The organism is Streptomyces speibonae, assembly GCF_984686075.1.
Genome location: NZ_OZ480260.1, coordinates 5,111,357 through 5,136,403, shown reverse-complemented (window position 1 = coordinate 5,136,403; position 25,047 = coordinate 5,111,357). Strand labels below are relative to the sequence as shown.

General features: G+C 71.9%; 19 protein-coding genes. 1 reads left to right on the top strand and 18 read right to left on the bottom strand.

All coding sequences use genetic code 11. The features are described 5' to 3' along the window. Positions 1 to 741: 741 nt before the first annotated feature. The 6 genes from AC5L3C_RS23160 to AC5L3C_RS23135 form a co-directional block, all read right to left on the bottom strand. A complete protein-coding gene (locus tag AC5L3C_RS23160) occupies positions 742 to 2,385 on the bottom strand; it encodes a beta-N-acetylhexosaminidase (protein WP_493650647.1) in 1,644 nt (547 codons plus the stop codon). A 1-nt stretch (position 2,386) separates the two neighbouring features. Then, a complete protein-coding gene (locus AC5L3C_RS23155) occupies positions 2,387 to 3,232 on the bottom strand; it encodes a carbohydrate ABC transporter permease (RefSeq protein WP_125510344.1) in 846 nt (281 codons plus the stop codon). Positions 3,233 to 3,261: 29 nt separating this feature from the next. Then, positions 3,262 to 4,251, bottom strand: coding sequence for a carbohydrate ABC transporter permease (locus AC5L3C_RS23150; RefSeq protein WP_493650646.1), 990 nt, complete (start codon positions 4,249 to 4,251; stop codon positions 3,262 to 3,264). Further along, positions 4,248 to 5,543 (bottom strand): extracellular solute-binding protein, encoded by a 1,296-nt coding sequence (locus tag AC5L3C_RS23145; RefSeq protein ID WP_493650645.1) that lies wholly within the window; start codon positions 5,541 to 5,543, stop codon positions 4,248 to 4,250. Before AC5L3C_RS23145 ends, AC5L3C_RS23150 begins: the two co-directional genes overlap by 4 nt. A gap of 237 nt (positions 5,544 to 5,780) precedes the next feature. Next, positions 5,781 to 6,062 carry a DUF3039 domain-containing protein gene (locus AC5L3C_RS23140; protein WP_125506137.1) on the bottom strand — a complete coding sequence of 94 codons (282 nt, stop codon included), beginning with the start codon at positions 6,060 to 6,062 and terminating at the stop codon, positions 5,781 to 5,783. A 30-nt stretch (positions 6,063 to 6,092) separates the two neighbouring features. Then, positions 6,093 to 6,665 carry a YqgE/AlgH family protein gene (locus AC5L3C_RS23135; protein WP_164555703.1) on the bottom strand — a complete coding sequence of 191 codons (573 nt, stop codon included), beginning with the start codon at positions 6,663 to 6,665 and terminating at the stop codon, positions 6,093 to 6,095. 309 nt (positions 6,666 to 6,974) lie between these two features. Here AC5L3C_RS23135 and murA point away from each other — a divergent pair, with 309 nt between their 5' ends. Continuing rightward, positions 6,975 to 8,321, top strand: a complete 1,347-nt coding sequence (gene murA / locus AC5L3C_RS23130) for a UDP-N-acetylglucosamine 1-carboxyvinyltransferase (protein ID WP_125506135.1) — start codon at positions 6,975 to 6,977, stop codon at positions 8,319 to 8,321. A gap of 149 nt (positions 8,322 to 8,470) precedes the next feature. Here the strand turns inward: murA and AC5L3C_RS23125 are convergent, their stop codons facing one another. The 12 genes from AC5L3C_RS23125 to AC5L3C_RS23070 form a co-directional block, all read right to left on the bottom strand. Further along, complete coding sequence (locus tag AC5L3C_RS23125; RefSeq protein ID WP_125506134.1) at positions 8,471 to 8,752, bottom strand: HU family DNA-binding protein; 282 nt, start codon at positions 8,750 to 8,752, stop codon at positions 8,471 to 8,473. Positions 8,753 to 9,088: 336 nt separating this feature from the next. Then, a complete protein-coding gene (locus AC5L3C_RS23120; RefSeq protein ID WP_125506133.1) occupies positions 9,089 to 10,507 on the bottom strand; it encodes an NAD-dependent malic enzyme in 1,419 nt (472 codons plus the stop codon). 370 nt (positions 10,508 to 10,877) lie between these two features. Continuing rightward, on the bottom strand, positions 10,878 to 13,229 hold the full coding sequence (locus AC5L3C_RS23115) for a HelD family protein (protein ID WP_493650644.1): 2,352 nt from the start codon (positions 13,227 to 13,229) through the stop codon (positions 10,878 to 10,880). A gap of 60 nt (positions 13,230 to 13,289) precedes the next feature. After that, positions 13,290 to 14,054: an anti-sigma factor family protein gene (locus tag AC5L3C_RS23110; RefSeq protein ID WP_493650643.1), complete on the bottom strand. Its 765-nt coding sequence runs from the start codon at positions 14,052 to 14,054 to the stop codon at positions 13,290 to 13,292. A gap of 74 nt (positions 14,055 to 14,128) precedes the next feature. Beyond that, positions 14,129 to 14,713: a sigma-70 family RNA polymerase sigma factor gene (locus AC5L3C_RS23105; RefSeq protein ID WP_004930798.1), complete on the bottom strand. Its 585-nt coding sequence runs from the start codon at positions 14,711 to 14,713 to the stop codon at positions 14,129 to 14,131. Positions 14,714 to 15,006: 293 nt separating this feature from the next. Next, positions 15,007 to 15,600 (bottom strand): CGNR zinc finger domain-containing protein, encoded by a 594-nt coding sequence (locus AC5L3C_RS23100; RefSeq protein ID WP_493650642.1) that lies wholly within the window; start codon positions 15,598 to 15,600, stop codon positions 15,007 to 15,009. Between the two features lie 112 nt (positions 15,601 to 15,712). Next, positions 15,713 to 16,864 carry a uroporphyrinogen-III synthase gene (locus tag AC5L3C_RS23095; protein ID WP_493650641.1) on the bottom strand — a complete coding sequence of 384 codons (1,152 nt, stop codon included), beginning with the start codon at positions 16,862 to 16,864 and terminating at the stop codon, positions 15,713 to 15,715. 120 nt (positions 16,865 to 16,984) lie between these two features. Further along, positions 16,985 to 18,343 (bottom strand): nitrate/nitrite transporter, encoded by a 1,359-nt coding sequence (locus AC5L3C_RS23090; RefSeq protein ID WP_493650640.1) that lies wholly within the window; start codon positions 18,341 to 18,343, stop codon positions 16,985 to 16,987. A gap of 151 nt (positions 18,344 to 18,494) precedes the next feature. Continuing rightward, entirely contained in the window at positions 18,495 to 19,439 is a 945-nt protein-coding gene (locus AC5L3C_RS23085; RefSeq protein WP_125510342.1) for a hypothetical protein, read from the bottom strand. A 112-nt stretch (positions 19,440 to 19,551) separates the two neighbouring features. Continuing rightward, positions 19,552 to 20,856, bottom strand: a complete 1,305-nt coding sequence (locus AC5L3C_RS23080) for an acyltransferase family protein (RefSeq protein WP_493650638.1) — start codon at positions 20,854 to 20,856, stop codon at positions 19,552 to 19,554. 55 nt (positions 20,857 to 20,911) lie between these two features. Beyond that, positions 20,912 to 23,065, bottom strand: coding sequence for a bifunctional polysaccharide deacetylase/glycosyltransferase family 2 protein (locus tag AC5L3C_RS23075; protein WP_493650637.1), 2,154 nt, complete (start codon positions 23,063 to 23,065; stop codon positions 20,912 to 20,914). Then, positions 23,065 to 24,966, bottom strand: a complete 1,902-nt coding sequence (locus AC5L3C_RS23070; RefSeq protein WP_493650636.1) for a hypothetical protein — start codon at positions 24,964 to 24,966, stop codon at positions 23,065 to 23,067. Before AC5L3C_RS23070 ends, AC5L3C_RS23075 begins: the two co-directional genes overlap by 1 nt. Positions 24,967 to 25,047 lie beyond the last annotated feature (81 nt).

The following is a 25,047-nucleotide window of genomic DNA, read 5'->3' as shown; positions in this document are numbered from 1 at the left end:
CTTGGCAGGCGCCGAAGACGGGGGTCCGCTAGGAGGCATTCGCCCACCTCACCCCGGACCTGCCGAATTTCACCCGCCATCACCGGTCTGCCGCGTATTGCCACACTTCGGCGAGGCCTGTCCCCGTATCACACGGCCTGCTCGACGGGCCCCGGGGGCGCGCCGTAGGGGGACCTTCGTCGGCCCCGGGGCACGCGCGGAAGTCCGGTGCGGCGTCCCCGTGCTCGCGGACGGACGGCCCGGCGCGCCGGGCCGCTGCTTGCCGGACAGCGGCCCGAAGTGCGCGGCTGCGCCGGAGAGATGCGGCCTCGTCGGGGGCGCGGACGCGCGCGACCGGTGCGGCATTCCCAGGACACGCGGGAGGGGGCGGCGGACGCGCTCCGCCGGCGCCTGCCGGTGCCGCTGTGCCCGGCCCTCCCCCACTCCCGGCTTCGCTCGAGCGGGGGGAGGCACGAGCGGGGGAGGCACGACTGCCCGCAGCTCCGACCGCGCGCCGCCAGGCAGCCCCGGGGCAAGACCCGTGGGGCCCACCGATGCGGCGGCGGGCCGTCGTTGGGCCGGCCCAGGGCACCCGCGCGCCGCCGGCGGGGCAGCGGACCCGGGTGCGCGGGTCTTCGCCGGGGCCGGAGGAGCTCACGCGACCGCAGCGAACCGCCCACCGGACGGGCCCACGGCACCCGCGCGCTGCCGGCGGGGCAGCGGGCCCGGGTGTGCGGGTGTTCGCGAGGGGCCGGGGAGGGGTTACCGGGTCGGTGGGGGGCCGTCGATGGGGCGGCCCAGGATGCCCGGGCGTTGTTGCCAGGGGAGGGGGCCCGTGGGCGGGCGGTAGCCGACGCCCAGGGCGTCCAGGCGGCGGTAGTGCGCGGTCATCCGGCGTTCGAAATCGGTGAAGTCACGGTCCGCCGGAGCGGGCAGGTCGCTCCAGGCGACCTCGGCGAGCGCGGCGAGCCGGGGGAACGTCTGGTAGTCGACGCGCCCCTGGTCCTCCATCACCTCGGTCCACACGTTGGCCTGCGTGCCCAGCACCCGCGCACGCTCCTCCGCCGTCAGCTCCGCCGGAACCGGCTCGAACCGGTAGACGTCCTCCAGGGTGCGCACGTACCCGATCGGCACCGGCTCCTCGGGGCCGGCGGCCTGACGGTGGTCCAGGTACACCTGCTGCTCGGGGCACATGACCACGTCGTGCCCCGCGCGGGCGGCGGTCACCCCGCCCGCGTAGCCGCGCCAGGACGACACCGCGGCGCCGGGGGCCAGGCCGCCCTCCAGGATCTCGTCCCAGCCGATCAGCCGGCGCCCCCGCGCGGCGAGCCAGCTGTCGAAGTGCCCGATGAACCAGGCCTGCAGGGCATCCTCGTCGGCGAGCCCGAGGTTGCTGATCTGCTTCTGCGCGGTGTCCGACTCCCGCCACTGGTCCTTGGGGCATTCGTCGCCGCCGATGTGCACGAACGGCGAGAACGGACCGGCGTCCGCGGGAAACAGGTCCAGGACTTCCTCGAGCACCCCTTCGTAGAAGCGCAGGGTGTCGTCGGTCGGCGCGAGGACGTTCGCATTGATCCCCCACGTGTCCCAGACCGTCAGGGAGGCCGTGTCGACGACATCGGAGTTGCCCAGTTCCGGATACGCGGCGATGGCGGCCTGCGAGTGCCCGGGCACGTCGATTTCGGGGACGACGCTGATATGCCGCTCGGCGGCGTAGGCGACGATCTCGCGGATGTCGTCCTGGGTGTAGTGACCGCCGTGCGGCTTGTCGTCCCACAGCGGTGAGGCGCGGTGGCCGACTTTCGTCCGCGCGCGCCAGGAGCCGACTTCCGTGAGCTTCGGATAGCGCTTGATCTCGATGCGCCAGCCCTGGTCGTCCGTCAGATGCAGGTGCAGCACATTGAGTTTGTGCGCCGCCATGAGATCGATATAGCGCAGCACCCCGTCCTTCGGCATGAAGTGCCGCGCGACGTCCAGCATCAGCCCCCGCCAGCGGAAGCGGGGACCGTCCTCGACGGTCACGTGCGGAACCGCCCACGCCCGGTCGCGGCGGACCGGTGCCCTGCGGTAGGCGTCGGGGCCGAGGAGCTGGCGCAGCGTCTGGGCGCCGAGCAGCACACCGGCCGCGCTCCCGCCCTCGATGCGCACCCCCGCCGGGCCGCTGACGAGGCGGTACTCCTCGGACCCGAGCCCCGCGCGGAGCGCGAGCGCGATGCTCTCCCCGTCCGCGTCGCCGCCGTCCCGCCCCACGGGCAGCGGCAGTCCGGTCGCCTGCCGGAGGACGGTGCGCAGCCAGTCACCGACGTCCTCCGTCCCCCGGCCGGCGCGGATCCGGGTGCGCTCGGTCAGCCGCACCTCGCCGGAGCCGGCGACGACACTGCGGGGCGCTGGAATCAGTTCAGTCACGTCAGTCCTTTACCGCGCCGCCCAGTCCGGAGACCAGACGCCGCTGTACGAGTACGAAGAAGACCAGTACCGGAATCGTCATGACCGTGGACGCCGCCATGACGCCGCCCCAGTCCGGGTCGTCGGGTTTGTAGAAGACCAGCAGCGCCATGGGCAGGGTGGACTGCGAGATGTCGCTGATGATGAAGGACTTGGCGAACAGGAAGTCGTTCCAGGTGGAGATGAAGGAAAACACGCTGGTGGCGACGAGGCCCGGCAGGACGAGCGGGAAAAGGATCTGCCACAGAAAGCGGGCGCGGCTCGCCCCGTCGATGTACGCGGCCTCCTCCAGCGCTTCCGGAACGGCCTTCACGAACCCCCTGAGCATCCAGATCGCGAACGGCAGGGAGAACGCGATGTGCGGCAGGATCAGCGACCACAGCGTGTTCAGCTGGCCGAAGTCCCGCATGACGAAGAACAGGGGGATCGTCAGCGCCTCCACGGGCACCATCTGCGCCACCAGAAACATGATCAGCAAGGTGGTGCGCATACGGAAGCGGAAACGTGTGACGGCCGTCGCGGCGAGAAAGGCGATCAGCGCGGAGGCGACCACCACGGCGACCGCGACGACGACGCTGTTGAGGAAGTACCGGCCGAAGTCCTGCTGCCCGAACACCCGCCGGAAGGAGTCCAGCGTGGGCGCGAGCGTCCAGGGGCGCGGCTCGGTGGACTCGATCTCCCCGGCCGGTTTGAAGGCGCTGAGGACCATCCAGTACAGCGGGAAGGCCACCACGGCGGCGATCAGCAGCGCCGCCGCCTCGGCCGCCAGCCGTCCCGGACGCCGGCCGAACCGGCGCACGGGTTTCACCCGGCGCCCCCGGCCCTGGCTCACGATCGTCACAGTTCCTCCCCCTGCCGGCGCAGCAGCCGCAGATAGACCAGCGTGACGGCGAGCAGGATCAGCAGCATGACGACGCCGATCGCCGCGCCGAGGCTGTACTGCGAGGACGCGAACGCCTTCTGGTAGGCGTAGACGTTCAGGACCAGGTTCTGGCCCGCGATGCCGCCGCCGTTGGTCATGACGTAGATCTGGGTGAAGACCTTGAAGTCCCAGATGACGGACTGGATGGTGACGACCACCAGGATCGGCCGGAGCATCGGCGCGAGCACGGAGCGCCAGATGCGCCACTGCGAGGCGCCGTCCAGGGCGGCGGCCTCCAGCACCTCGGACGGTACGGAGCGGATGCCGGCGTAGACCGTCACCATCACGAACGGGAAGGAGCACCACACCACTTCGAGGAGCACCAGGAAGAAGGCGCTGAACCGCCCGTACGTCCAGGAGTGGTCACCGAGCCCCAGCACCCGGTTGACGGGCCCGAAGTCGGCGTCGAACAGGAACAGCCACACCGTGGAGCCGGTGATCGCCGGGGTGGCCCAGGCGCCGAGCGCGGCCAGCATCAGCGCCAGCCGCGGCACGGCACGGATCCGGGTGAGCAGTACCGCGAGCGCGCACCCGACGGCCAGGGTGCTGATCACACAGGCCGCCGCGAACACCACGGTGGCCAGCAGCACCTGCCAGAACTGATCGTCCCGGAAGAGCTCGGCGTAGTTCCCGAGCCCCTCGAAGGTGGTCGTTTCTCCCCCGCTGACCTGCGCCTGGGTGTAGTGGAAGAGAGAGATCAGCCCGAGCTGGTAGATCGGGTAGGCGAGCAGCCCGCCGAGGACGACGAGGGCGGGCGCCAGGTAGAGCCACGGCGTGCCGGCGGGGGCGTGCAGGGGGCGGAGGGCCTTGCCGGGTGCGCGGCCGCCGCCACGCGGGCGCGAGGGGCCGTGCGCCCCCCGCACCCGACGGCGTTCCAGAACCCCCGAGTCAGTGGGCACCGTCATCCGACGGACCCGAATGCCTCGTTCATCTTCTTCGCCGCGTCGGCCGACGCCTTCTCCACGTCCTTCTTACCGGAGACGACCTCCTGGAACATGGTCGGCAGCACCTGCGAGGAGTCGATCTGCGCCCACGCCGGCGACGCCGGGACGAACTTGGTGTCGGCGGCGAGCGTCTCGACGAACGGCTTGACGAACTCCTCCTTCGCGGCGACCTGGTCGCGCACGTCGGAGAAGGTCGGCAGGAAGCCCATGAAGTCGAACAGGGTGCCCTGCGTCTTCTTGGAGGCGAGCCGCTTCATCAGGTCGACGGCGAGGGTGCGGTGCGTGGTGGACTTCAGCACGCCGAGGTTGTTCCCGCCGGCGAACGCGGGGGCGATGGAGCCCTCCTCGACGCCCGGCAGCGGCACGACGGCGTACTTGCCCTTGACCTTGCCGGCCTCGATGGCCGCGTGGCTGAAGTCGCCGCCGATCGCCATGGCCGCCTTGCCCGAGGCGAAGGCGGTCACCGTGTCGTTGCCGCCCATGCCCGCGCACTTGGCGGCCGGGCAGTTGTCGTCGCCGAAGAGCGAGGTGTACGCCTCGATGCCCTTCTGGGCCTCGGGGCTGTCGATGGCGGAGGCGTACGAGCCGCCCTTGCCGGTGGCGAGCTCACCGCCGTGCGCCCAGATGAAGGGCATCGCGCCGTAGGTGTAGGCGCCGCCGACCGCGATGCCGTACAGCTCGGGCCTGGCGTTGTGGATCTCCTTGGCGGTGGAGATCAACTCGGCCTGGGTCTTCGGGGCGTCGAGGCCGAGGTCGTCGAAGACGTCGGTGCGGTAGTACAGGGCGCGGACGCCGACGAAGTACGGGGCGCCGTAGATCTTGCCGTCGACGGTGACCGACTGTCTGGCGGTGGGGTCGGTGTCCTTCGCCTCGTCCCAGGCCTTGAACTCCTCGGTAATGTCGGCGAGTCCGCCGTCCTTCACATAGCCTGCTGTGTCGGTGTTGCCGTACTCGATGAGGTCGGGCGCGGAGTCCGGGTCGTTGAAGGCCGCCTTGATGCGCTGGGCGCGCGTCTCGACGGGGATGTACTCGACCTTGACGTCGGTGTCCTCATGCGCCTTCTCGAACTCGGCGACCACGGAGTCGACGACCTGCTTCTTGGGGTCGTTGTTGACCTCCTGGAAGAGCCAGACGCGCAGAGTGCCGGTCTTCTCGTCCTTTTCGGAGGAGGAGTTGTCGGACGTCTGGGGCGAACAGGCGGCGGCGGTGGCGAGGACGGCCGCGACGGCGACCAGGCGGGCGGACAGCTTCATGGAGTTACTCCTCCGAACGCGTTGCAGCATACGCAATACCGGTTTCGCTGTGCACAACACCACGGAGGCTATGGAGTGGATGAACCACGCCACAAGAGATCTCAACCACTCTGTGACCGGCAGACGCACCCTGTGCAACGGACGGACAGCACAAAGGCCCCCAGGGCACGCAAAACGCACCCCGGAGGCCTCACGGGAAAACACATCCGACCGGCCGGTACGGCCGGGCCGGGCGGACTACTTGTCGCCCTTGCCCTGATCGTCGCCGCCGGCGCCCATGGACTCGTAGATCTCCTTGCACATGGGGCATACCGGGTACTTCTTCGGATCGCGGCCGGGCACCCAGACCTTGCCGCACAGCGCCACGACGGGAGTGCCGTCGAGGGCACTCGCCATGATCTTGTCCTTCTGGACGTAGTGGGCGAAGCGCTCGTGGTCACCGTCGCCGTGGGAGGTCTGCGGCGTCGGCTCGACGAGGGTCCCCGTACCAGTCCCGCGCTCGGGCTCAAGAGTGCTCATAACAGCCAAGGGTACTGAAGCTCACACGCATCAGTTGAGCGACGGGTCGTCCGGATACGTGGCCACCATCGCCAGCTCGTTGCGCTGGCGGCGCAGCACCTCGCGCCAGAGCCGCTCCGGGGCCGGGGAGGAGACGTCACCGGGCTCGGACTCCACCACGTACCAGGCGCCGTCCACCAGCTCGTCCTCCAGCTGGCCGGGGCCCCAGCCGGCGTAACCGGCGAAGATGCGCAGCGAGCCGAGGACCGTGGCGAGCAGTTCGGGCGGGGCCTCGAGGTCGACGAGCCCGATCGCGCCGTGCACCCGCCGCCAGCCCAGCGGCGCGCTCTCCCCGGCCGCCCCGCCCGGGACGACGGCGACGCCGAGCGCCGAGTCCAGGGAGACCGGTCCGCCCTGGAAGACGACCCCGGGCTCGCCGGTGAGGTCCGCCCACCCCTCGAGGATGTCGCCGACGTCCACCGGCGTCGGGCGGTTGAGGACCACACCGAGGGAGCCCTCCTCGTCGTGGTCGAGAAGGAGGACCACCGCGCGGTCGAAGTTCGGGTCCGCCAGAGCGGGAGTGGCCACGAGCAGCCGCCCTGTGAGCGAGGACACCTCGGTCATGCCAGACATGATCCCGCATCTGCCCGCCGCGCGGGGAGGCAATGGGGGTACGGGAGTGAATGCAGCCATGAAATAAGGGAGCGGCCTGGTAAGGCCCCAGTTGAGGGTGGTGGCGGGAGACGGGAGGGCGGACGGGAGCACGCCCGGCGCACACGGCCCGCGGTCACCGCGCGTGGCCGCCGGGGAACGGTTCGTGTTGTGACGAACCCATGACGTACCCGGAGCGTCCTCAGGCTTACAGAAGGGGGGTCGGAGGCGACTACGCTTTCCCTCCTGACCCTGCCCCGCTCCCCACGGAACGCGAGATTCATGACCGTCAACGGCGCTGATGACGTACTGCTTGTCCACGGCGGAACCCCGCTGGAGGGCGAGATCCGTGTCCGCGGTGCGAAGAACCTCGTACCGAAGGCCATGGTCGCCGCGCTGCTGGGCAGCGCACCGAGCCGGCTGGGCAACGTGCCGGACATCCGCGACGTGCGGGTCGTACGCGGCCTGCTGCAACTGCACGGCGTGACGGTCCGCCCGGGGGACGAGCCCGGCGAACTGGTGCTCGACCCCACCAGCGTGGAGAGCGCGAACGTCGCCGACATCGATGCCCACGCCGGCTCCTCGCGGATCCCGATCCTGTTCTGCGGCCCGCTGCTGCACCGGCTCGGGCACGCGTTCATCCCGGGGCTCGGCGGCTGCGACATCGGCGGCCGCCCCATCGACTTCCACTTCGACGTGCTGCGGCAGTTCGGCGCGACCATCGAGAAGCGGGCGGACGGCCAGTACCTGGAGGCCCCGCACCGGCTGCGCGGCACCAAGATCCGGCTGCCGTACCCGTCCGTCGGCGCCACCGAGCAGGTGCTGCTCACCGCGGTGCTCGCGGAGGGCGTCACCGTGCTGTCCAACGCGGCGGTGGAGCCGGAGATCGAGGACCTGATCTGCGTGCTGCAGAAGATGGGCGCGATCATCGCGATGGACACCGACCGGACGATCCGCGTCACCGGTGTGGACACCCTCGGCGGCTACACCCACCGCGCCATACCGGACCGCCTGGAGGCCGCCTCCTGGGCGTCCGCCGCGCTGGCGACCGAGGGCAACATCCACGTCCGCGGCGCCCAGCAGCGCTCGATGATGACGTTCCTGAACACCTTCCGGAAGGTCGGCGGCGCCTTCGAGATCGACGACGACGGCATCCGCTTCTGGCACCCCGGCGGGCAGTTGCAGTCCATCGCGCTGGAGACGGACGTGCACCCCGGCTTCCAGACGGACTGGCAGCAGCCGCTGGTGGTCGCGCTGACCCAGGCGACGGGGCTGTCCATCGTCCACGAGACGGTCTACGAGTCCCGGCTGGGCTTCACCTCCGCGCTCAACCAGATGGGCGCCCACATCCAGCTGTACCGCGAGTGCCTGGGCGGCTCGGACTGCCGCTTCGGCCAGCGCAACTTCCTGCACTCGGCGGTGGTCTCGGGACCCACCCGGCTGCAGGGCTCCGACCTGGTCATCCCGGACCTGCGCGGCGGCTTCTCCTACCTCATCGCCGCCCTCGCCGCGCAGGGCCCCTCGCGGGTCCACGGCATCGGCCTGATCAACCGCGGCTACGAGAACTTCATGGAGAAGCTCTCGGACCTGGGCGCCAAGGTCGAACTCCCGGGCAAGGCGCTGGTCTGACGGGACCGGTCACGAAGACGCCGATGGGGCGGTCACCCGGATCGGGTGACCGCCCCATCGGCGTTGATGCGACTTCCCAGGGCCGCGGGGCACCGCGCGACCGGCCACGACTGGTCAGCAGTCGCCCGCGACGCTCTCGGCAGGGAAGGCTACTTGCCCTTGGCGGCTTCCTTCAGCTTCGAGCCCGCCGACACCTTCACGGAGTACCCCGCGGGGATCTGGATCGGCTCGCCCGTCTGCGGGTTGCGCGCCGTACGAGCGGCGCGGTGCGTGCGCTCGAAGGTCAGGAAGCCGGGGACGGTGACCTTCTCGTCGCCCTTGGAGACGACGTCGCCGACGACCTCGGCGAACGCGGCCAGTACGGCGTCGGCGTCCTTGCGGGTCACCTCGGCGCGGTCGGCCAGCGCGGCCACCAGCTCACTGCGGTTCATGTTCTTACTCCCGTGTTCTTCTTGCCGTTGAGGCGTGCCACGCGGCGGAGCCGCATGTTGGGCACGGCCAAGCCGATGCTGCCAGGTTCCTCGGTGAGTCCCCGGACCCGGGTCCGCCGTCGGACCCTCGCGCCCAGGGACGCATCCTGCCTCTACCTGCGGCGGTAAAGCCAATCCGGCACCCGCACGCGTCGTGAGAACACCCCAGGGAGTCACACGAAGAGCGCCACGGCCCGGTCCGCCACGATAGAGGGCTGTCAGGATCTTCGGGTCCCGCGACGCGCCGGATCCACACCGGTCGTGGTGATCCTCACAGCCCTCTTGACGCCGGGTGTCCTACGAGGCAGTCGCCCCCACGGCCTTCGCCGCGTCGCGCACCGCGCCGGCGACCGCTCCCGCGACCTTGTCGTTGAACACGCTGGGGATGATGTAGTTGGGGTTGAGCTCGTCCTCGGTGACCACATCGGCCAGCGCCTTCGCGGCGGCCAGCATCATCTCGGTGTTGACGGTGCGGGACTGGGCGTCCAGCAGACCGCGGAAGACGCCCGGGAACACCAGCACGTTGTTGATCTGGTTGGGGAAGTCGGAGCGGCCGGTGGCCACAACGGCCGCCGTCTGCCGGGCGATTGCCGGGTCGACCTCCGGGTCGGGATTCGCGAGCGCGAACACGATCGCGCCCTCGGCCATCGCGGCGACGTCCTCGGCGCCGAGCACGTTCGGGGCGGAGACGCCGATGAAGACGTCGGCGCCGCGCACGGCCTGCCGCAGCGTGCCGGTGAGGTTCTCGGGGTTGGTGTTGTCGGCGATCCAGCACAGCGCGGAGTCGGGGGCGGCGTCCACCAGATCCTCGCGCCCCGCGTGGACGACTCCGTGGATGTCGGCCACCACGGCGTTCTTCACGCCCGCGGCGAGCAGCAGTTTGAGGATGGCCGTGCCGGCGGCGCCGGCGCCGGACATCACCACCCGGATGGTGTCGATCGACTTGCCGGTGACCCGCAGCGCGTTGGTCAGCGCGGCCAGGACGACGATGGCGGTGCCGTGCTGGTCGTCGTGGAAGACGGGGATGTCGAGGGCCTCGCGCAGCCGGGCCTCGATCTCGAAGCAGCGCGGCGCGGAGATGTCCTCCAGGTTGATGCCGGCGAAGCCCGGGGCGATGGCCTTGACGATCTCGACGATCGCGTCGGTGTCCTGGGTGTCCAGGCACAGCGGCCAGGCGTCGATGCCGGCGAACCGCTTGAACAGGGCGGCCTTGCCCTCCATGACCGGCAGCGCGGCCTTGGGGCCGATGTTGCCCAGGCCCAGCACGGCGGAGCCGTCGGTCACGACCGCAACGGAGTTGCGCTTGATGGTGAGGCGGCGGGCGTCCTCGGGGTTCTCGGCGATGGCCATGCAGACCCGGGCCACGCCCGGCGTGTAGACCATGGAGAGGTCGTCACGGTTGCGGATGGGGTGCTTCGACGCCATCTCGATCTTGCCGCCGAGGTGCATCAGGAACGTACGGTCGGAGACCTTGCCCAGGGTGACGCCCTCGATGCCGCGCAGCTGCTCGACGATCTCCTCGGCGTGGGCGGTGGAGGTGGCCGCGATGGTGACGTCGATACGGAGCCGCTCATGGCCGGAGGCCGTTACGTCGAGGCCGGTCACCGAGCCTCCGTGGGACTCGACAGCCCCGGTGAGCTGGGACACCGCGGTTCCTCCCGCGGGCACCTCCAGCCGGATGGTCATCGAGTAGGAGACGCTGGGCGCCGTTGCCATGGCCGACTTCCTCTGCTTTACCGTGTCGCGAGTTGTGCTGTCCGATCGTCGCACCTACCCCTGGGTACGCGGTAGCCGCCGTGGATTGCGGACGTTTTGTTCTCCGGACGGGACGCGTTTCGGAAAACAGTTTTCACCATACGAGAGGTGTTCCGACAACGAAAGAGGCCCACGTCACCGGAAGTGACGTGGGCCTCTCGTTACGCCTGTGACACCGACCCGCCATGCTCGCCTCGCGGCAAGTGGTCGCTCGAAGCGACGAAGGTTGGGCCCGGGGGCTTGGATCGGGCCGGTGCCACGTCCAGGCTAACAAACAGATCCCGTAAGGCCATTCCCGTGGCACGAGTGCCGTGCGCGGACGTGCTGCCCCTCAGTCCCGCAGCAGGTCGGGCACCCCGTCCGCGTCCGGTTCGTCGCGGTCCGCCGAGACCACGGTGAGCTGCTGCGTGGCCCGGGTGAGGGCGACGTACAGCACGCGCAGCCCGGCCGGGGACTCGTCGGCGATCTCCGCGGGGGAGACGACGACCGTCGCGTCGTACTCCAGGCCCTTGGCCTCCAGGCTGCCGAGCGCCACCACGCGGTCGCCGAGCCCGTCGAGCCAGCGCCGGGCCTCCGCACGGCGCTGCATGGCGACGACCACGCCGACGGTGCCGTCCACGCGCTCCAGCAGCCCGGCGGCCTCGGCGCGCACGGTCTCGCCCAGCGCGTCCCCGGCGACGGCGAAGCGCGGTGCGACACCGGTGGAGCGCACCGCCCGCGGCGCGCCGGAGCCGGGCATGGCGAGGGCGAGCACCTTGGACGCCACGTCGGCGATCTCCGCGGGGTTGCGGTAGTTCACGGTGAGCTCGAAGCGGCGGCCACGAGAGGGGCGGCCCGAAGGGCCTTCCTTGGAAGGGTGGTGGTGGGAGACGGGCGGGCGGGTGCCGAGGGCCTCGTCGCGGGCCTGGGCGGCCTCGTCGGGGTCGGACCAGGAGGACTGGGCCGGGTCGCCGACGATCGTCCAGGTGGCGTGCCGGCCGCGGCGGCCGACCATGCGCCACTGCATCGGCGTGAGGTCCTGCGCCTCGTCGACGATGACGTGCGCGTACTCGACGCGCTCCTGGGCGAGCCGCTCGGCCCGCTCCCGCTGGGTCTCCTCGCGCACCGGCATCAGCTCCTCCAGGCCGGTGAGCTGGTCCAGCGGGTCCAGCTCGCGCTTCCTGCGGGGGCGGGCCGGGGCGCCGAGGACGGCCTGGAGCTCGTCGAGCAGCGCGATGTCGTGCACGGAGCGGCCGTCCCGCTGCAACGAGCGGGCGACCTTGCGGACCTCGCCCGGGTTGAGGACGCGGCGGGCCCATCGGCCCAGGCACTTCTCGTCCGCCATGGCGTCCAGGACGGTGGCCGGGGCCAGCTCCGGCCACCAGGCGTCGAGGAAGTCGGTGAAGGCGTCCTCGGCGGTGACGTCCTCGTCGAAGGAGGCGCGCAGCTCGGCGGCCAGCTCCGGGTCGGTGTGCCGGTGGCCCGCGCCGGAGCGCTCCCACAGGGCGTCGAGGAGCAGCTTGCGGGCGCGCGGGCGCAGCAGGTTGACCGGGGCGGTGCCGCCGAGGGCGGTGCGGCGGACGTCCGCGAGCTCCGGCGCCTGGAGTTCCAGGCGCCGGCCGAAGGCCACGACCCGCAGCCGCTGCGGTGAATCGTTCAGCTCGAGTGCTCCGCGCGCGGCCTTCAGCAGGACCTTGAGCATGCGGTACGAGCCCTTGACCCGGGCCACCGCCGGGGAGTCGTACAGGGTGGCCTCGGCGCCGTCGACCAGGGAGCCGATGGCGCGGATGGCGACCTGGCCCTCCTCGCCGAGGGAGGGCAGCACGCCCTCGGTGTAGGCGACGAGCAGCGGGGTGGGCGAGACGATCAGAATGCCCCCGGCGTAGCGGCGCCGGTCCTGGTAGAGGAGGTAGGCCGCGCGGTGCAGGGCGACGGCGGTCTTGCCGGTGCCGGGGCCGCCCTCGACGTAGGTCACGGAGGCGGCGGGGGCGCGGATCACCAGGTCCTGCTCGGCCTGGATGGACGCGACGATGTCCCGCATGGTGTGCGTACGGGCCTGCCCCAGCGCGGCCATCAGGGCGCCGTCGCCGATCACCGGCAGCTCGCGTCCGTCGAGGTACGCGGTCAGCTCGGGGCGCATCAGGTCGTCCTCGACGCTGCGCACCCGCCGGCCCTTGGAGCGGATGACGCGCCGCCGCACGACCCGGCCCGGATCGACCGGGGTGGACCGGTAGAAGGGAGCGGCCGCGGGGGCCCGCCAGTCGATGACCAGCGGGGCGTAGTCCTCGTCGAGGACGCCGATCCGGCCGATGTGCAGGGTCTCGGCGATGTCGGCGGTGTTGTCGGGGCGGATGGCCCCCTCGGCCGGCTCGACGGCGGTGTACGCGCCGTCGGGGCCCTTCTTGCCGTCCTTGCCCCGCAGCAGGTCGATCCGGCCGAAGAGGAAGTCCTCGTACTCGTTGTTCAGCCGGTTGAGGTGGATGCCGGCCCTAAAGACCTGGGCGTCCCGCTCGGCGAGGGCGCCGGGCGTGCCGACGTGGCCGCGCCGGGCGGCGTCGCGCATGAGGAACTCCGCCTCGTGGATCTTCTCGTCGAGGCGCCGGTACACCCGGTCCAGGTGTTCCTGTTCGACTCGGATCTCCCGGTCCCGAACGGAGTCGTGGACCGGTTCGACCCCGGTTTCCTGCTGAGCCTGAGCGGCCACCGGGCCCCCTTCTGACGTGCTGGGCAGCCGTCAACCGTACGCGAAGGGGGCCCCTGGAGGCTACGCGTCGACCTGGACCAGCAGGTCGCCGTCGAAGGTCATGACCTCGAAGTGGTCGATCTCGTTGGGCGCGAAGGCGGCGCCGCCCTGCACGTACAGGGGCTGCTTGGCCTTGTCCGTCTTGGCGTCGGGCAGGCCGTAGCCCTCTCCGGGCACGGACCAGGAGTTCACCGTCTCGCGGTCGCCGTTCTTGCCGACGGCGATCAGCGAGCACTTCTGCTCACCCTTGACGTTCTTCAGCTCCGTGACGATCTCGGAGCCCCAGAGCTTCTTCTCCAGGGCCACGGTCGCGGTCACCTGGGTCTCGGGGTCGGTCGCCATGATCTTCTCGGAGCTCTTGTCGAACGCCTCCTTGGCGGGGTTGGCCGCGAGCGTGCGGTTGGTACCGCCCCCGCCGCCGTCTCCCTCGCCGCCTCCGTTGCTCGCCGCCACGGCCACGAAGGGTCCGCTGACGATGAGCGCGCCCGCGGCGGCCACCATGTAGAAGTTGCGGCGGCGCTTGCGCGCGCGGCGTTCGGCGACCTCGTCGACCAGCTTCTCCACCACGCGCGGTGAGGGCTTGGCGGACAGCGACTCGCCCAGCGCGGGCGTCCCGGTGCCGGGAAGGTCGGCGAGCGCGGCGAGCATCGGCTCCATGCCGGCGAGCTCGTCGAGCTGCTGGGCGCACCACTCGCACGTCGCCAGGTGCGCCTCGAAGGCGGTCGCCTCGGCGTCGTCGAGGATGCCGAGGGCGTAGGCACCGACGGTCTCGTGCTCGTTCGGCACCGGTGATCCCTCCATGGCACCAGACATACCCGTACCGCCCGTGCCGAATCCCTGGTTTCCCCCGTACACACTCATCACGCCGTCACCCCCCGCTCCTCCAGAGCCAGCTTCATCGACCGCAGGGCGTAGAACACCCGGGAGCGGACGGTGCCGCTGGGTATGCCGAGGGTCTGTGCCGCCTCATTGACGGTACGCCCCTTGAAGTACGTCTCGACGAGTACCTCCCGGTGGGCCGGGGTCAGGTCGTCGAGCGCGTCCGACAGCGTCATCAGCCACAGCGCCTTGTCGATCTCGTCCTCCGCGGGGATGACCTCCAGCGGCGACGGATCGACCTCCTGCGGCCGGGCCTGCCGGCTGCGGTGGCCGTCGATGACGATGCGCCGGGCGACCGTCACCAGCCAGGGGCGTACCGAACCGGTCGCCCGATTGAGCTGACCGGCGTTCTTCCAGGCACGGATGAGCGTCTCCTGCACGACGTCCTCGGCTCGCTGCCGGTCTCCGGCGACCAGCCGCAGGACGTAGGCCAGCAGAGGCCCGGCGTGCTCGCGATACAGCGCACGCATCAGCTCCTCGTCTGGCTCCGAGGGCTGTGAGGACATGCGATGTCGGGCCCTCGCTCCACGTTCATTGGCCACGGCCGCATCCTTGCGCACGCCCACCTCCGGTGTCCGGGGGATCCCCCAGTCGGTCGCTCGACATCCGGTACGGACGCCAGGGGTCGGGTGTTCAAAGGGAGATCGGAGTTTTCTGCGGGGCGACGCGACGACCTGGACATGAACGCACATTCCCCCCGCCACTTCTTTACATTTCCGACACAGCGACGGGGGCGGCCGTCCCGCCGGCACCGCGCGGAGGGCCAACGAGGGTGTAACGGACGTCACTTCAGAATTTTTCCGCACCGCCGGCGCGCAGAAGCCGCATAGGGAGCAAGGCGGTTGAGTCGGACAGGCGCTCAGGCGCGGGCCAGCGCCGCGCGGCGGCGGTGACGGGCCACGCGTTCCCGGTTGCCGCACACCTCGCTGGAGCACCAGCGGCGCCTGCGCCCCCGGGAGGTGTCGAGGTACACGATGGGGCAGTTGTCGCCCTCGCACTGGCGCAGGCTCGCGCGGGCGACGGGGTCGGTGATCAGGTCCACGGCATCCCGCGCGACGGCCCCGAGCAGCGCGGCCCGGCCGGGCGGCCCGTCGAGCCGGCGCACCAGCAGGCCGTCCTCGCCGGGCACCGCGCGGGGCGCCGGGGGCGCCGCGCGGGCGAGTTCGTTCACCCGGGTGAGCGCCAGGTCGTACGAGCGGACCCCGGAGGGCGGCCGGCCGCGCACCAACGGGCCGATCCGGCCGCGCAGTTCACGGAACGCCACCAGCCAGGAGGTGTCCGCGTGGGCCAGCGCGGTGCCCTCGGGCACGAGCCCGGAGCCGGTGATCCAGGCCCGCAGCACCGCCACGGAGTCGAGCCGTTCCTCGGGATGGGTGGTCGCGAGCAGATCCAGGCAGACCCGCCCGGTGTCGAACCTCAGCTCGTAGGGCGCCGTGACCGTACCCAGTGCCATGTTCCTGCCACCGCCTAGCGTGGCCCCGCGCGCGGGGCCGTGAGCGATCCGGGATCCGTCCTCCTCCCACAGTGCCCGTCCGCACCGGCCCCCGGAACCCCTCGGGCCGCGGTCAGCCCACGCCGTACTTCGACTCCGCGGCCGGGTCCAGGGCGAGGCGGTAGCCGCGTTTGACGACCGTCTGGATCAGCTTCGGGGTGCCGAGGGCGGACCGCAGGCGGGCCATCGCCGTCTCCACCGCGTGCTCGTCGCGGCCCGCGCCCGGCAGCGCGCGCAGCAGCTCCGCGCGGGAGACGACCCAGCCGGGCTGCCGGGACAGCGCCCGCAGCAGGGACATCCCGGCCGGCGGCACCGGCCTGAGCCCGCCGTCCACCAGGACCGCGTGCCCCCGGATCTCCATCCGGTGCCCGGCGACGGGCAACGCGCGGGCCCGCGCGGGCAGTTCCTGGCAGAGCAGCTGGACCAGAGGGCCGAGCCGGAAGCGTTCGGGCTGGACGGTGGCGACGCCGCGGGCCTGCAACGGCAGCGCGGTGACCGGGCCGACGCAGGCGGCCAGCACGTCGTGGCCGAGGGCGGCGAGCAGCTCGTCGAGGAGTCCGCGCTCCCGCGCGCGCGACAGCAGGGACACGGCGGCGGGCGCGCTGGTGAAGGTCACCGCGTCCAGGGCGCGGGCGACGACCGCGTCGACGAGGCGGTCCACGGGGCCGAGGTCCTCCGGCGGCAGCCACCGGTAGACCGGCACCCCCACCACCTCCGCTCCCCCGGCCCGCAGCGACTCCACGAACCCCGGCAGCGGCTCACCGTGCAGCTGTACGGCGATCCGCAGACCGTCGACGCCCTCCTCCAGGAGCCGGTCGAGCACCTCCGCCATCGACTCCGACGGCGGCGACCACTCCTCCGTCAGCCCGGCGGCCCGGATCGCGCCCTTCACCTTCGGCCCGCGCGCCAGGATCCGCACCCCGCGCAGCCGCGCCAGCAGGTCCTCCCCCAGTCCCCAGCCGTCGGCGGCCTCCACCCAGCCCCGGAAGCCGATGGCGGTGGTGGCGACCGCGATGTCCGGGGCCTGCCCGATGATCTCCTTGGTGGCGGCCAGCAGTTCGCTGTCGTCGGCGAGCGGCACGATCCGCAGGGCGGGGGCGTGCAGCACCGCGGCTCCGCGCCGCTGAAGCAGGGTGCCCAGCTCGTCGGCACGGCGCGCCGCCGTCACACCCACGGTGAACCCGGCCAGGGGCCCGTGGTCCGGCTGCTCTTGTTCGTCGTCCATGGTTCTCGTCCCGCGCTCCAGTCGGCGTCCCGCATGAAGGTGCGGCTCCACCTCCATGCCGATCGAGCCTGTCAACGGTCCATGACAGGCTCGGTTCGGCTTCATGTCACCAGTGTTACGTCACACCCGGGCATAGCTGAGCTGCGACTTCTCCTCCGGAGCCGGGCTCGTGTCACCCGGACGGGCCGCGGGGCGGCGAAGGTATACCGCCCAGGTGACCGCGAAGCAGACCGCGTAGCAGGCGAGGAACGCGACGAACGCCCCGGTGCCCGAGCCGTAGGAGAGGAAGGACTGGCGGAAGGCCAGGTTGATACCGACCCCGCCGAGCGCCCCCACCGCGCCGATCAGCCCCATGGCCGCCCCGGACAGCCGCCGCCCGTACGCGGCCGCCTCCTCGCCCCGCAGGCCGCGGGCCAGCGCCTTGGTGTGGAAGATGCCGGGGATCATCTTGTACGTCGACCCGTTGCCGAGGCCGGTCAGCACGAACAGGACGACGAACGCGACGGTGAACAGCGTCAGCGACGCCCGCATGGAGGCGGCGATCAGCACGGCGGTCGCCGCGCCCATGGCGACGAAGTTCCACAGGGTGATCCGCGCGCCGCCGTAGCGGTCGGCGAGCCTGCCGCCCACGGGGCGGATCAGCGAACCGAGCAGCGGGCCGATGAAGGTGACGTAGGCGGCCTGCAGCGGCGTACGGCCGAACTGGGTCTGGAGCACCATCCCGAAGGCGAAGCTGTAGCCGATGAACGAGCCGAAGGTGCCGATGTACAGGAACGACATGATCCAGGTGTGCGCGTCCCGCGTGGCGTCCAGCGCGGCACCGGTGTCGTTGCGCACCGAGGCGAGGTTGTCCATGTGGCGGGCGGCGAGCACGGCGGCCACGACGATCAGCGGGATGTAGAGGCCGAGCAGCACCCGCGGTCCGCCGTTCGCGCCGATGATGGCGAGGGCGGCGATCTGGATCACCGGGACGCCGATGTTGCCGCCGCCGGCGTTCAGCCCGAGCGCCCAGCCCTTCTTCCGCATCGGGAAGAAGGCGTTGATGTTGGTCATCGAGGAGGCGAAGTTGCCGCCGCCGATCCCCGCCAGCAGTCCGACCAGCATGAACGTGCTGAAGGACGTGCCCGGCTCCATCACGGCGAAGGCGGCGACGGTGGGCACCAGCAGCAGCCCTGCGCTGATCACCGTCCAGTTCCGGCCGCCGAAGACCGCGACGGCGAAGGTGTACGGGACGCGGACCACGGCGCCGACGAGCGTGACCAGCGACGTCAGCAGGAACTTGTCGGCCGGTGTGAGCCCGTACTCCGGGCCCATGAAGAGCACCAGCACCGACCACATCGTCCAGACGGAGAACCCGATGTGCTCGGACAGCACGGAGAAGAGGAGATTGCGGCGGGCGATCGGTTCTCCGGTCCGGTTCCAGAAGGTCTCGTCCTCCGGGTCCCATTGCTGGATCCAGCGTCCGCGGGGGGCTGTCATGGGGCCTCCACTGTGCTCCGGGGCGCGGGCGGGGTGCCGCGCGGGGATGGTCCCGAAGGTAGGGAGGCGGGGTTTCGTCACTGTGCCGCACAGTGACCGGCAGGGAACGTTGCTCTCACCCCGCGCGGGGGCGGGATGAGAGATGCGGGGTTCAGCGCTGCGGGGGCTGCCAGTGGGGGTTCTGCTGGACGTTCTGCTGGGGCTGGGCCTGCGGAGGGGACTGCGGCTGGACCTGCGGCTGCGGCGGGGCGCCGTACGGAGCGGGCGGGGCGCCGTACGGGGCGGGCGGGGCGCCGTACGGGGCGGGCGCGGGCGGTGTGCCGTAGGCGGGCGGGGCGTAGGCACCCGGGGCGGGCGGGGCGTAGGCACCCGGGGCGGGCTGACCGTACGGCATCGCGGGCCCGCCCTGGTACCCGGGGCCCGGCGGCTGCGGCTGCTGTCCGTAGCCGGGCGCCGGGGCGCCGTACGGGGCGCCGCCGAAGGGGTTGCCGTGGCCCGGCATCTGCCCGCCCGGGGGCAGGTAGCGCACCCGGCCGGTCTCGTCCGTCACCGGCGCGAACCCCGCCGCCTGGAGCCGGGCCGCGAACTTCGCGTTGCGCTTGCGGGTGACGACGACACCGATGCCGAAGACCGCCATGAGGGCGAGCCAGATCCCGCCCGAGATCACGAAGTCCGTGGATGTTCCCCCGAGCCGGTAGGCCAGGATCACACAGCCGATGGAGACGCCGATGGCCCCGTAGCCCATCCGCTTCTCGGCGCTCTTGCCGGTGAGGTCGAAGTTGATGCGCGCCTTGAGCAGTTCCACCGCGTCCGGCACGAGGGGCGGCAGGGACTCCCCGTCACCCGCGTTCGGATACTGCGCCCAGTTCTGCGCGGCCCGGGCCCGCGCCTGCGGGCTGGGGTCGGGCACGATCAGCATCTTGAGCTGACTGTTGTTGCGGCCGCCCTGCCACACCTCCGCGTACTCGTAGCCGAACTGCTGGGCGATGAAGGCGAGTCGGGCGAGTTTCTTCACGGACGCCATCGGATTGGCGACCTCGACCGGCTCCCCGCTCGCCATCAGTTGCAGCATCTTCTGGGTCTGCCGCTTGCTCATCCGTACCCGCTCCCCCGTCTCACCGGTCACCCGGTTCACCTTCGCAACCGGGGCAGTCTCGCACGGACGTACGCCCGCGCGGTACCCGCGGGGCCCGCCCGCCCCGGCCGGGTCAGCCCCGCGCCCGCTTGGGAGCCCGCCGGCGTCCGCCGCCGCCCGCGCGGCCGTCCGCCCGGCCGTCCGGCCAGAGCCGGGGCCTGCGCCGGGCCGCGAGGTCCTCCACCCAGCCGAAGGCCAGCACACATCCCGAGATCAGGATCCAGGCGAGCACCAGCACCGGCCAGGGGCTCTCCAGCAGCCAGGGCACGTTGAGCTCCAGCGTCTCGAAGCCCCACAGCCGGTCGTAGAGGGTGGCGGCGACCAGGATGCAGACGTTGTGCCACAGATAGATGGTCACCGCGCGGGAGTTGAGCAGGGTGACCATCCGGTCCCAGCGGCGCAGCCGCCGCGGCCACTCGGTCCACGAGGGGCTGAGGTGCAGCAGCAGAAGGACGGTCGCGAACGACCACACGGCCTGTGCGAAGGGGATGGAGTCGAGGTCGTGGCCGGTCCCGAAGTCCTGCCGGAAGGCGTACCAGAGGCCGAAGGCGGCGACGAGCGGCGCCAGGGAGGGCACGACGTACTGCGGGAGGCGCTTGAGCACACCCTGCTGGTGGGCCATGCCGAGGATCCAGCAGGCGCCGAAGGTGGAGAAGTCGGTGAGCGCCGAGTCGATCCGCTCACCGGGCAGGGACAGCCAGCCGGATGTCAGGACCGCCGACAGCGCGAGCGGCGCGACGATCACCGGCCACGGCAGGGCGCGCAGCAGCTTCAGCAGGACCGGGGAGAGCAGCACGAACCAGAGGTAGGCACGGATGTACCAGAGCGGGCCCGCGAGTTCCGCGGCCCAGTCCTCGCCGAGCACGCCCTGGATCCCGGCGACGCCCTCGGCGTAGGGCGGGTCGCTCAGCGGCAGCACCCAGTAGGCCAGGTGCAGGAACCACCAGCCGGGGTGGCCGTCGTCGTCGGGGCTCCAGCCCTGCGCCAGCATGCCGGTCACACCGATCGCGCCGAGCAGCCACAGCGGGGGCAGCAGGCGACGCATCCGGCCCCGTACGACCTGGACGGCGGGCCGCTTCAGGGAGCGGGCCATGAGATTGCCGGCCAGGGCGAACATCACGCCCATGGACGGGAAGACGACGGGCAGCCAGGCCCAGCCCATCAGGTGGTAGAGGACGACGCGGAACAGGGCGACCGCGCGGAGCAGGTCGAAGTAGCGGTCACGGGCGGGCGGGCGCGGCGCCGGTTCGGACGGAGCGGGGCGGGACGGGTCGTGCGATCCGTCCCGGCCGTCCGCGAGATCCGTCGCGCTGGTTTTGTCGGTTCCGTCGGTTCCGTCGGTACCGTCCGTGCCGGTCGGCAGGAGGGGTGCGGTCACGTGCGTGGGTCTTCCTGGTGTGCCGCCGGGCAGGCGGGAGAGGAGGAGCGGCGGGCTACGCCACCGGGCTGCCGCCCAGGGGCTGCGGTTGCTGGGCGGAGCCACCGGGCGGGGCGGAGACGCCGCCCTTGCGCCGCAGCTTCTGCCAGCGCAGCCGGCCGCCGGTGAGGGCCGTGATCCAGGACTGCAGCAGCACGACGTACATCAGCTGCCGGTAGAGGATCTGCTGCAGGGGCAGGGAGAGCAGCGGGGTGAACTTCTCCTTGTCGAGGACGAAGGAGTAGGCCGCGCAGGCCGCCTGGAGGGCGAGGACGGCGAACCAGGCCAGGACCGTCTTGCCGGTCGGGCCGAAGACCAGGCCGTAGATGAGGAACACGTCGATCAGCGGGGCCAGCAGCGGGGCGAGGACCATGAACAGCGAGACCAGCGGCAGTCCGATGCGGCCGAAGCGGCCGGAGGGGCCCCGCTCGATCAGGGCGCGGCGGTGCTTCCAGATCGCCTGCATGGTGCCGTAGGACCAGCGGTAGCGCTGGGACCACAGCTGCTGCACCGACTCGGGTGCCTCGGTCCAGGCGCGGGCGTTCTCCGCGTAGACGACCTTCCAGCCGTCGCGGTGGATGGCCATGGTGATGTCGGTGTCCTCGGCGAGGGTGTCGTCGCTCATGCCGCCGACCCGCTCCAGCGCGGAGCGGCGGAAGGCGCCGACGGCGCCGGGGATGGTGGGCATGCACTGCATGACGTCGTACATCCGGCGGTCGAGGTTGAAGCCCATCACGTACTCGATGTGCTGCCAGGCGCCGATCAGCTTGTCCTTGTTGCCGACCTTGGCGTTGCCCGCGACGGCGCCCACGCGGGGGTCGCCGAAGGGCTGCACGAGTTCGCGGACGGTGGTCGGCTCGAAGACCGTGTCGCCGTCCATCATCACGATGATGTCGTAGCGGGCGTTGGCCACACCGCGGTTGAGGGCGGCGGGCTTGCCCGCGTTGAGCTGGCGGACCACCCGGACGCCGGGCAGTCCCAGGGACTCCACGATCCGCGCGGTGCCGTCGCTGGAACCGTCGTCGATGACGATGACCTCGACGGGATGGTCGCTCGCGACGAGGGAACGCACCGTGTTCTCGATGCACTTGGCCTCGTTGTACGCCGGCACCAGCACCGACACCGGTTCGGTGATCGGCGGCCCCCAGGCGAAGCCCCTGCGGCGCACCTTGCGCGCGTGGATGGCGGACAGCACGAGCATCAGCACGAAACGCGCGATGACCAGGAAGCCGATGATGGCGAGGCCGACCACGAGGACGCCGGTGATGTTGTCGGAGGCCTGGACGAGGAAGACCCAGGCCTTGCCCTTCCACAGCTCGACGCCGGTCACCGGGGTGTGCGCGCTGGGCGCCTCGAGGGCCTCGGTCAGGTTGTCGAACTCGTAGCCCTTGCGCTTCAGGTCGGGCAGCATCCGGTCGAGCGCCTGGACGGTCTGGTGGCGCTCGCCGCCGGAGTCGTGCATCAGGACGATGCCGCCCTTGCCGCGCTCGGGAATGGCGCGGCGGATGATCTCGTCGACGCCGGGCTTGGCCCAGTCCTCGGTGTCGTGGGTGTTCACGACGGTGATGTAGCCGCGGTCGCCTATGTACTGGGTGACCGGCCAGGTGTTGTTGTCCATGGCCGCGGACTGGGAGGAGTACGGCGGCCGGAACAGGGAGGTGCGGATGCCCGCGGCGCCGGTGATGGCGAGCTGGTTCTGCGACAGCTCCCAGTCGATGCGGTTCTTGGACTGCAGGGCGAGGTCGGGGTGGTTGAAGGTGTGCAGGCCGACCTCGTGGCCCTCGTCGACCATGCGGCGGACCAGGTCGGGGTAGCGGGAGGTCATCGTCCCGGTGACGAAGAAGACGGCGTGCGCGTCGTACTTCTTCAGCACGTCCAGGACCTTGGGCGTCCAGACCGGGTCGGGGCCGTCGTCGAAGGTGAGCACGAGGTGCCGGTCGGGCACGCCCAGGGTCTCCGCGCGGCCGCCGCGGGTGTCGATGACCGGACCGCCCTCCAGTATTTTGTCCGGCACCCGGTCGGACGAGGTCGGGGCCTGGACGCGGTGGTCGGCGAGGATCTCGCTGTGCACGTAGCCGCGCAGCATGAGCATCGCCATCAGGGCGACGAGGAAGAGCACAGGCAGCAGCAGCCGCAAGGGCAGCCGGCGACGGCGGTTTCGGGATGCCATCAGAGGACGTACTCCGGGGACGGTGCGGCGGTCTCGGCGGCGACCGGGAGGGCGCCGGTGTCGCTGTTGGGTTCGGCGTTGGCGCCGGCGCCGTTGACTTCGGTGCCGCCGGCTTCGCCGCCCTCGGGGGCGGACGTCTCCGGATCGGGATCGTCGTCGGCGGGCGGGGTGGTGGCGGGCGGGGTGGTGGGCGTCTCCACGGGGGCTTTCGACGTGGGGTCGTCGGCGGCTCCGCCGCCCGGCTGCTCGGTCTTGCCGGGTGTCTTGGAGGGCGCGGGGTCGGTGGTCCTGGCGGGCGTGTCCGGGCCGGCGGTCGTGCCGGGCGAGGAGACGCCGGCGCCCGGCCCGGGCAGGTTGGAGGCGCCGGGGCCGGCGGAGCCGCCCGGGAGGAGACTGGTGCCGGAGCTGGGGGTGGCCTCCGTCTGCCCGGGTTCCGGGGTGGTCTCGACCTTGCCGGCGGGCTTCTCCTCCTGCTCCTGTCCCGGGACGGGCAGCCAGGGGGCGTCGGACGTGCCGGACAGCAGCGTGGCGACGATGACGACGGCGTAGCCGGCGCAGAGCAGACCGATGGTCATGCCGATGCGGCGGTACCTGCGGCTGCGGCGGCCGGACTCGTCGACGAACACGGGGCCGTCGGAGCCGTCCTGACCGGCGTCGGGACGGGCGGGCGCCCGGCTCAGCACGCCGTCCCCGAACTGCACGGCGTCGAGCTGGACGGTCACCTCGTGCGGGTCGTGCGTGGCCTCGGCGGGCTGCTCCGCGAGGGTCTCCTCCTCCTGCCACGGATCCCGCGCGGCGGCGTCCGCGGAGGAGGAGACGGGCCAGGGGTTCTTCCCTCCGGGCTTGGCGAAGGGACTGCGCAACATGGTGGTCCGCTCCGCGTCCGTCTCAGCGGCGTCGGTGCGAGGCAGCACCGCGGTACGGTCCACGTCACGGGGGGCGGAGGCACCGTCGGCGCCGTGCGAGGCGGCCGCGCGGCCCTCACGCGGGCCCGAGGCCCTCTCACCACGCGGTGCCGCGCCGCGCGACGTGGGCGCGGCCTCACCGGGGAAGGCCGCATTGCCGCCCGCGGCGGGAGCGCGGCCGGCGCGTGGGGCCGACGGAGCGGCCGGCCACCCGCCGCGAGCCGCCGATGTCGGGGCCGCGTCACGCGGGCCCGAGGCCCGCTCACCACGGGAGCCGGCATGGCCGCCGGCGCGATCGGCGGGTGGGGCCGAAGGGCCGCTCGTCCGCTCACCACGCGGGGACCCGGAGCCGCCCGCGTCACGCGGGCCGTCCACGGGGGACGTGCCGAACAGGGCCGTGGTGCGGTCCGCGTCATGCGGAGCCGCGGCGCGGTCCGGGCGGTCGTCGTGCAAGGCGGTGCCGCCGTCGGCACCGCGCGGGGCGTCCACGCGCTCCTTGCGCGGGGCGTCCTCGGCCCGGTGCGCGCCGCGCGAGGCGTCCGCTCGGTCGTCCCGCGAGGCCGACGGAGTGTTCCGCGCCGCCGGGGTCCGGGGCGCGTCCCACAGGCTCGTGACCCGCTCACCGCGGGGCGCCGCGGTGGCCGCCCGGCCCTCGCGGGCGTCCCGTGAGGGCGACGGGGCGCTCGTCCGTTCTCCGCGCGGAGACCCGGAGCCGTCCGCCTCGCTCGACGCGGTCGTGGGCCGCTGGGGGTGTGGGGCCGAACGGTCCTGCGGGGTGGCCGGCTCCTGGGTTCGCGGGGAGTCCGCGCGGAGCGTTACCGTGTGGTCCGCGTGCGGCGGGCGGCCGCGCGGGGGGTGGACCCCGAGGCGGGCCCAGCGCTCCTCGAGCGAACCGGTCTCCGCGGAGCCCTCGTCGCCCTCGGCCTTCGGAAGCTCCTCGGCCGCCGTTGCGTCCTCGAGCCTCTCGGGTTGGGCGTCTTCTCGCCACTCTTCCACGCGCACGCACTTCCCCCCAGGGACAGTTCCGGGTGCGCGTACGACCTGAGCGCTTGCCGCCGGGTCGGGCCCCCACCCGCT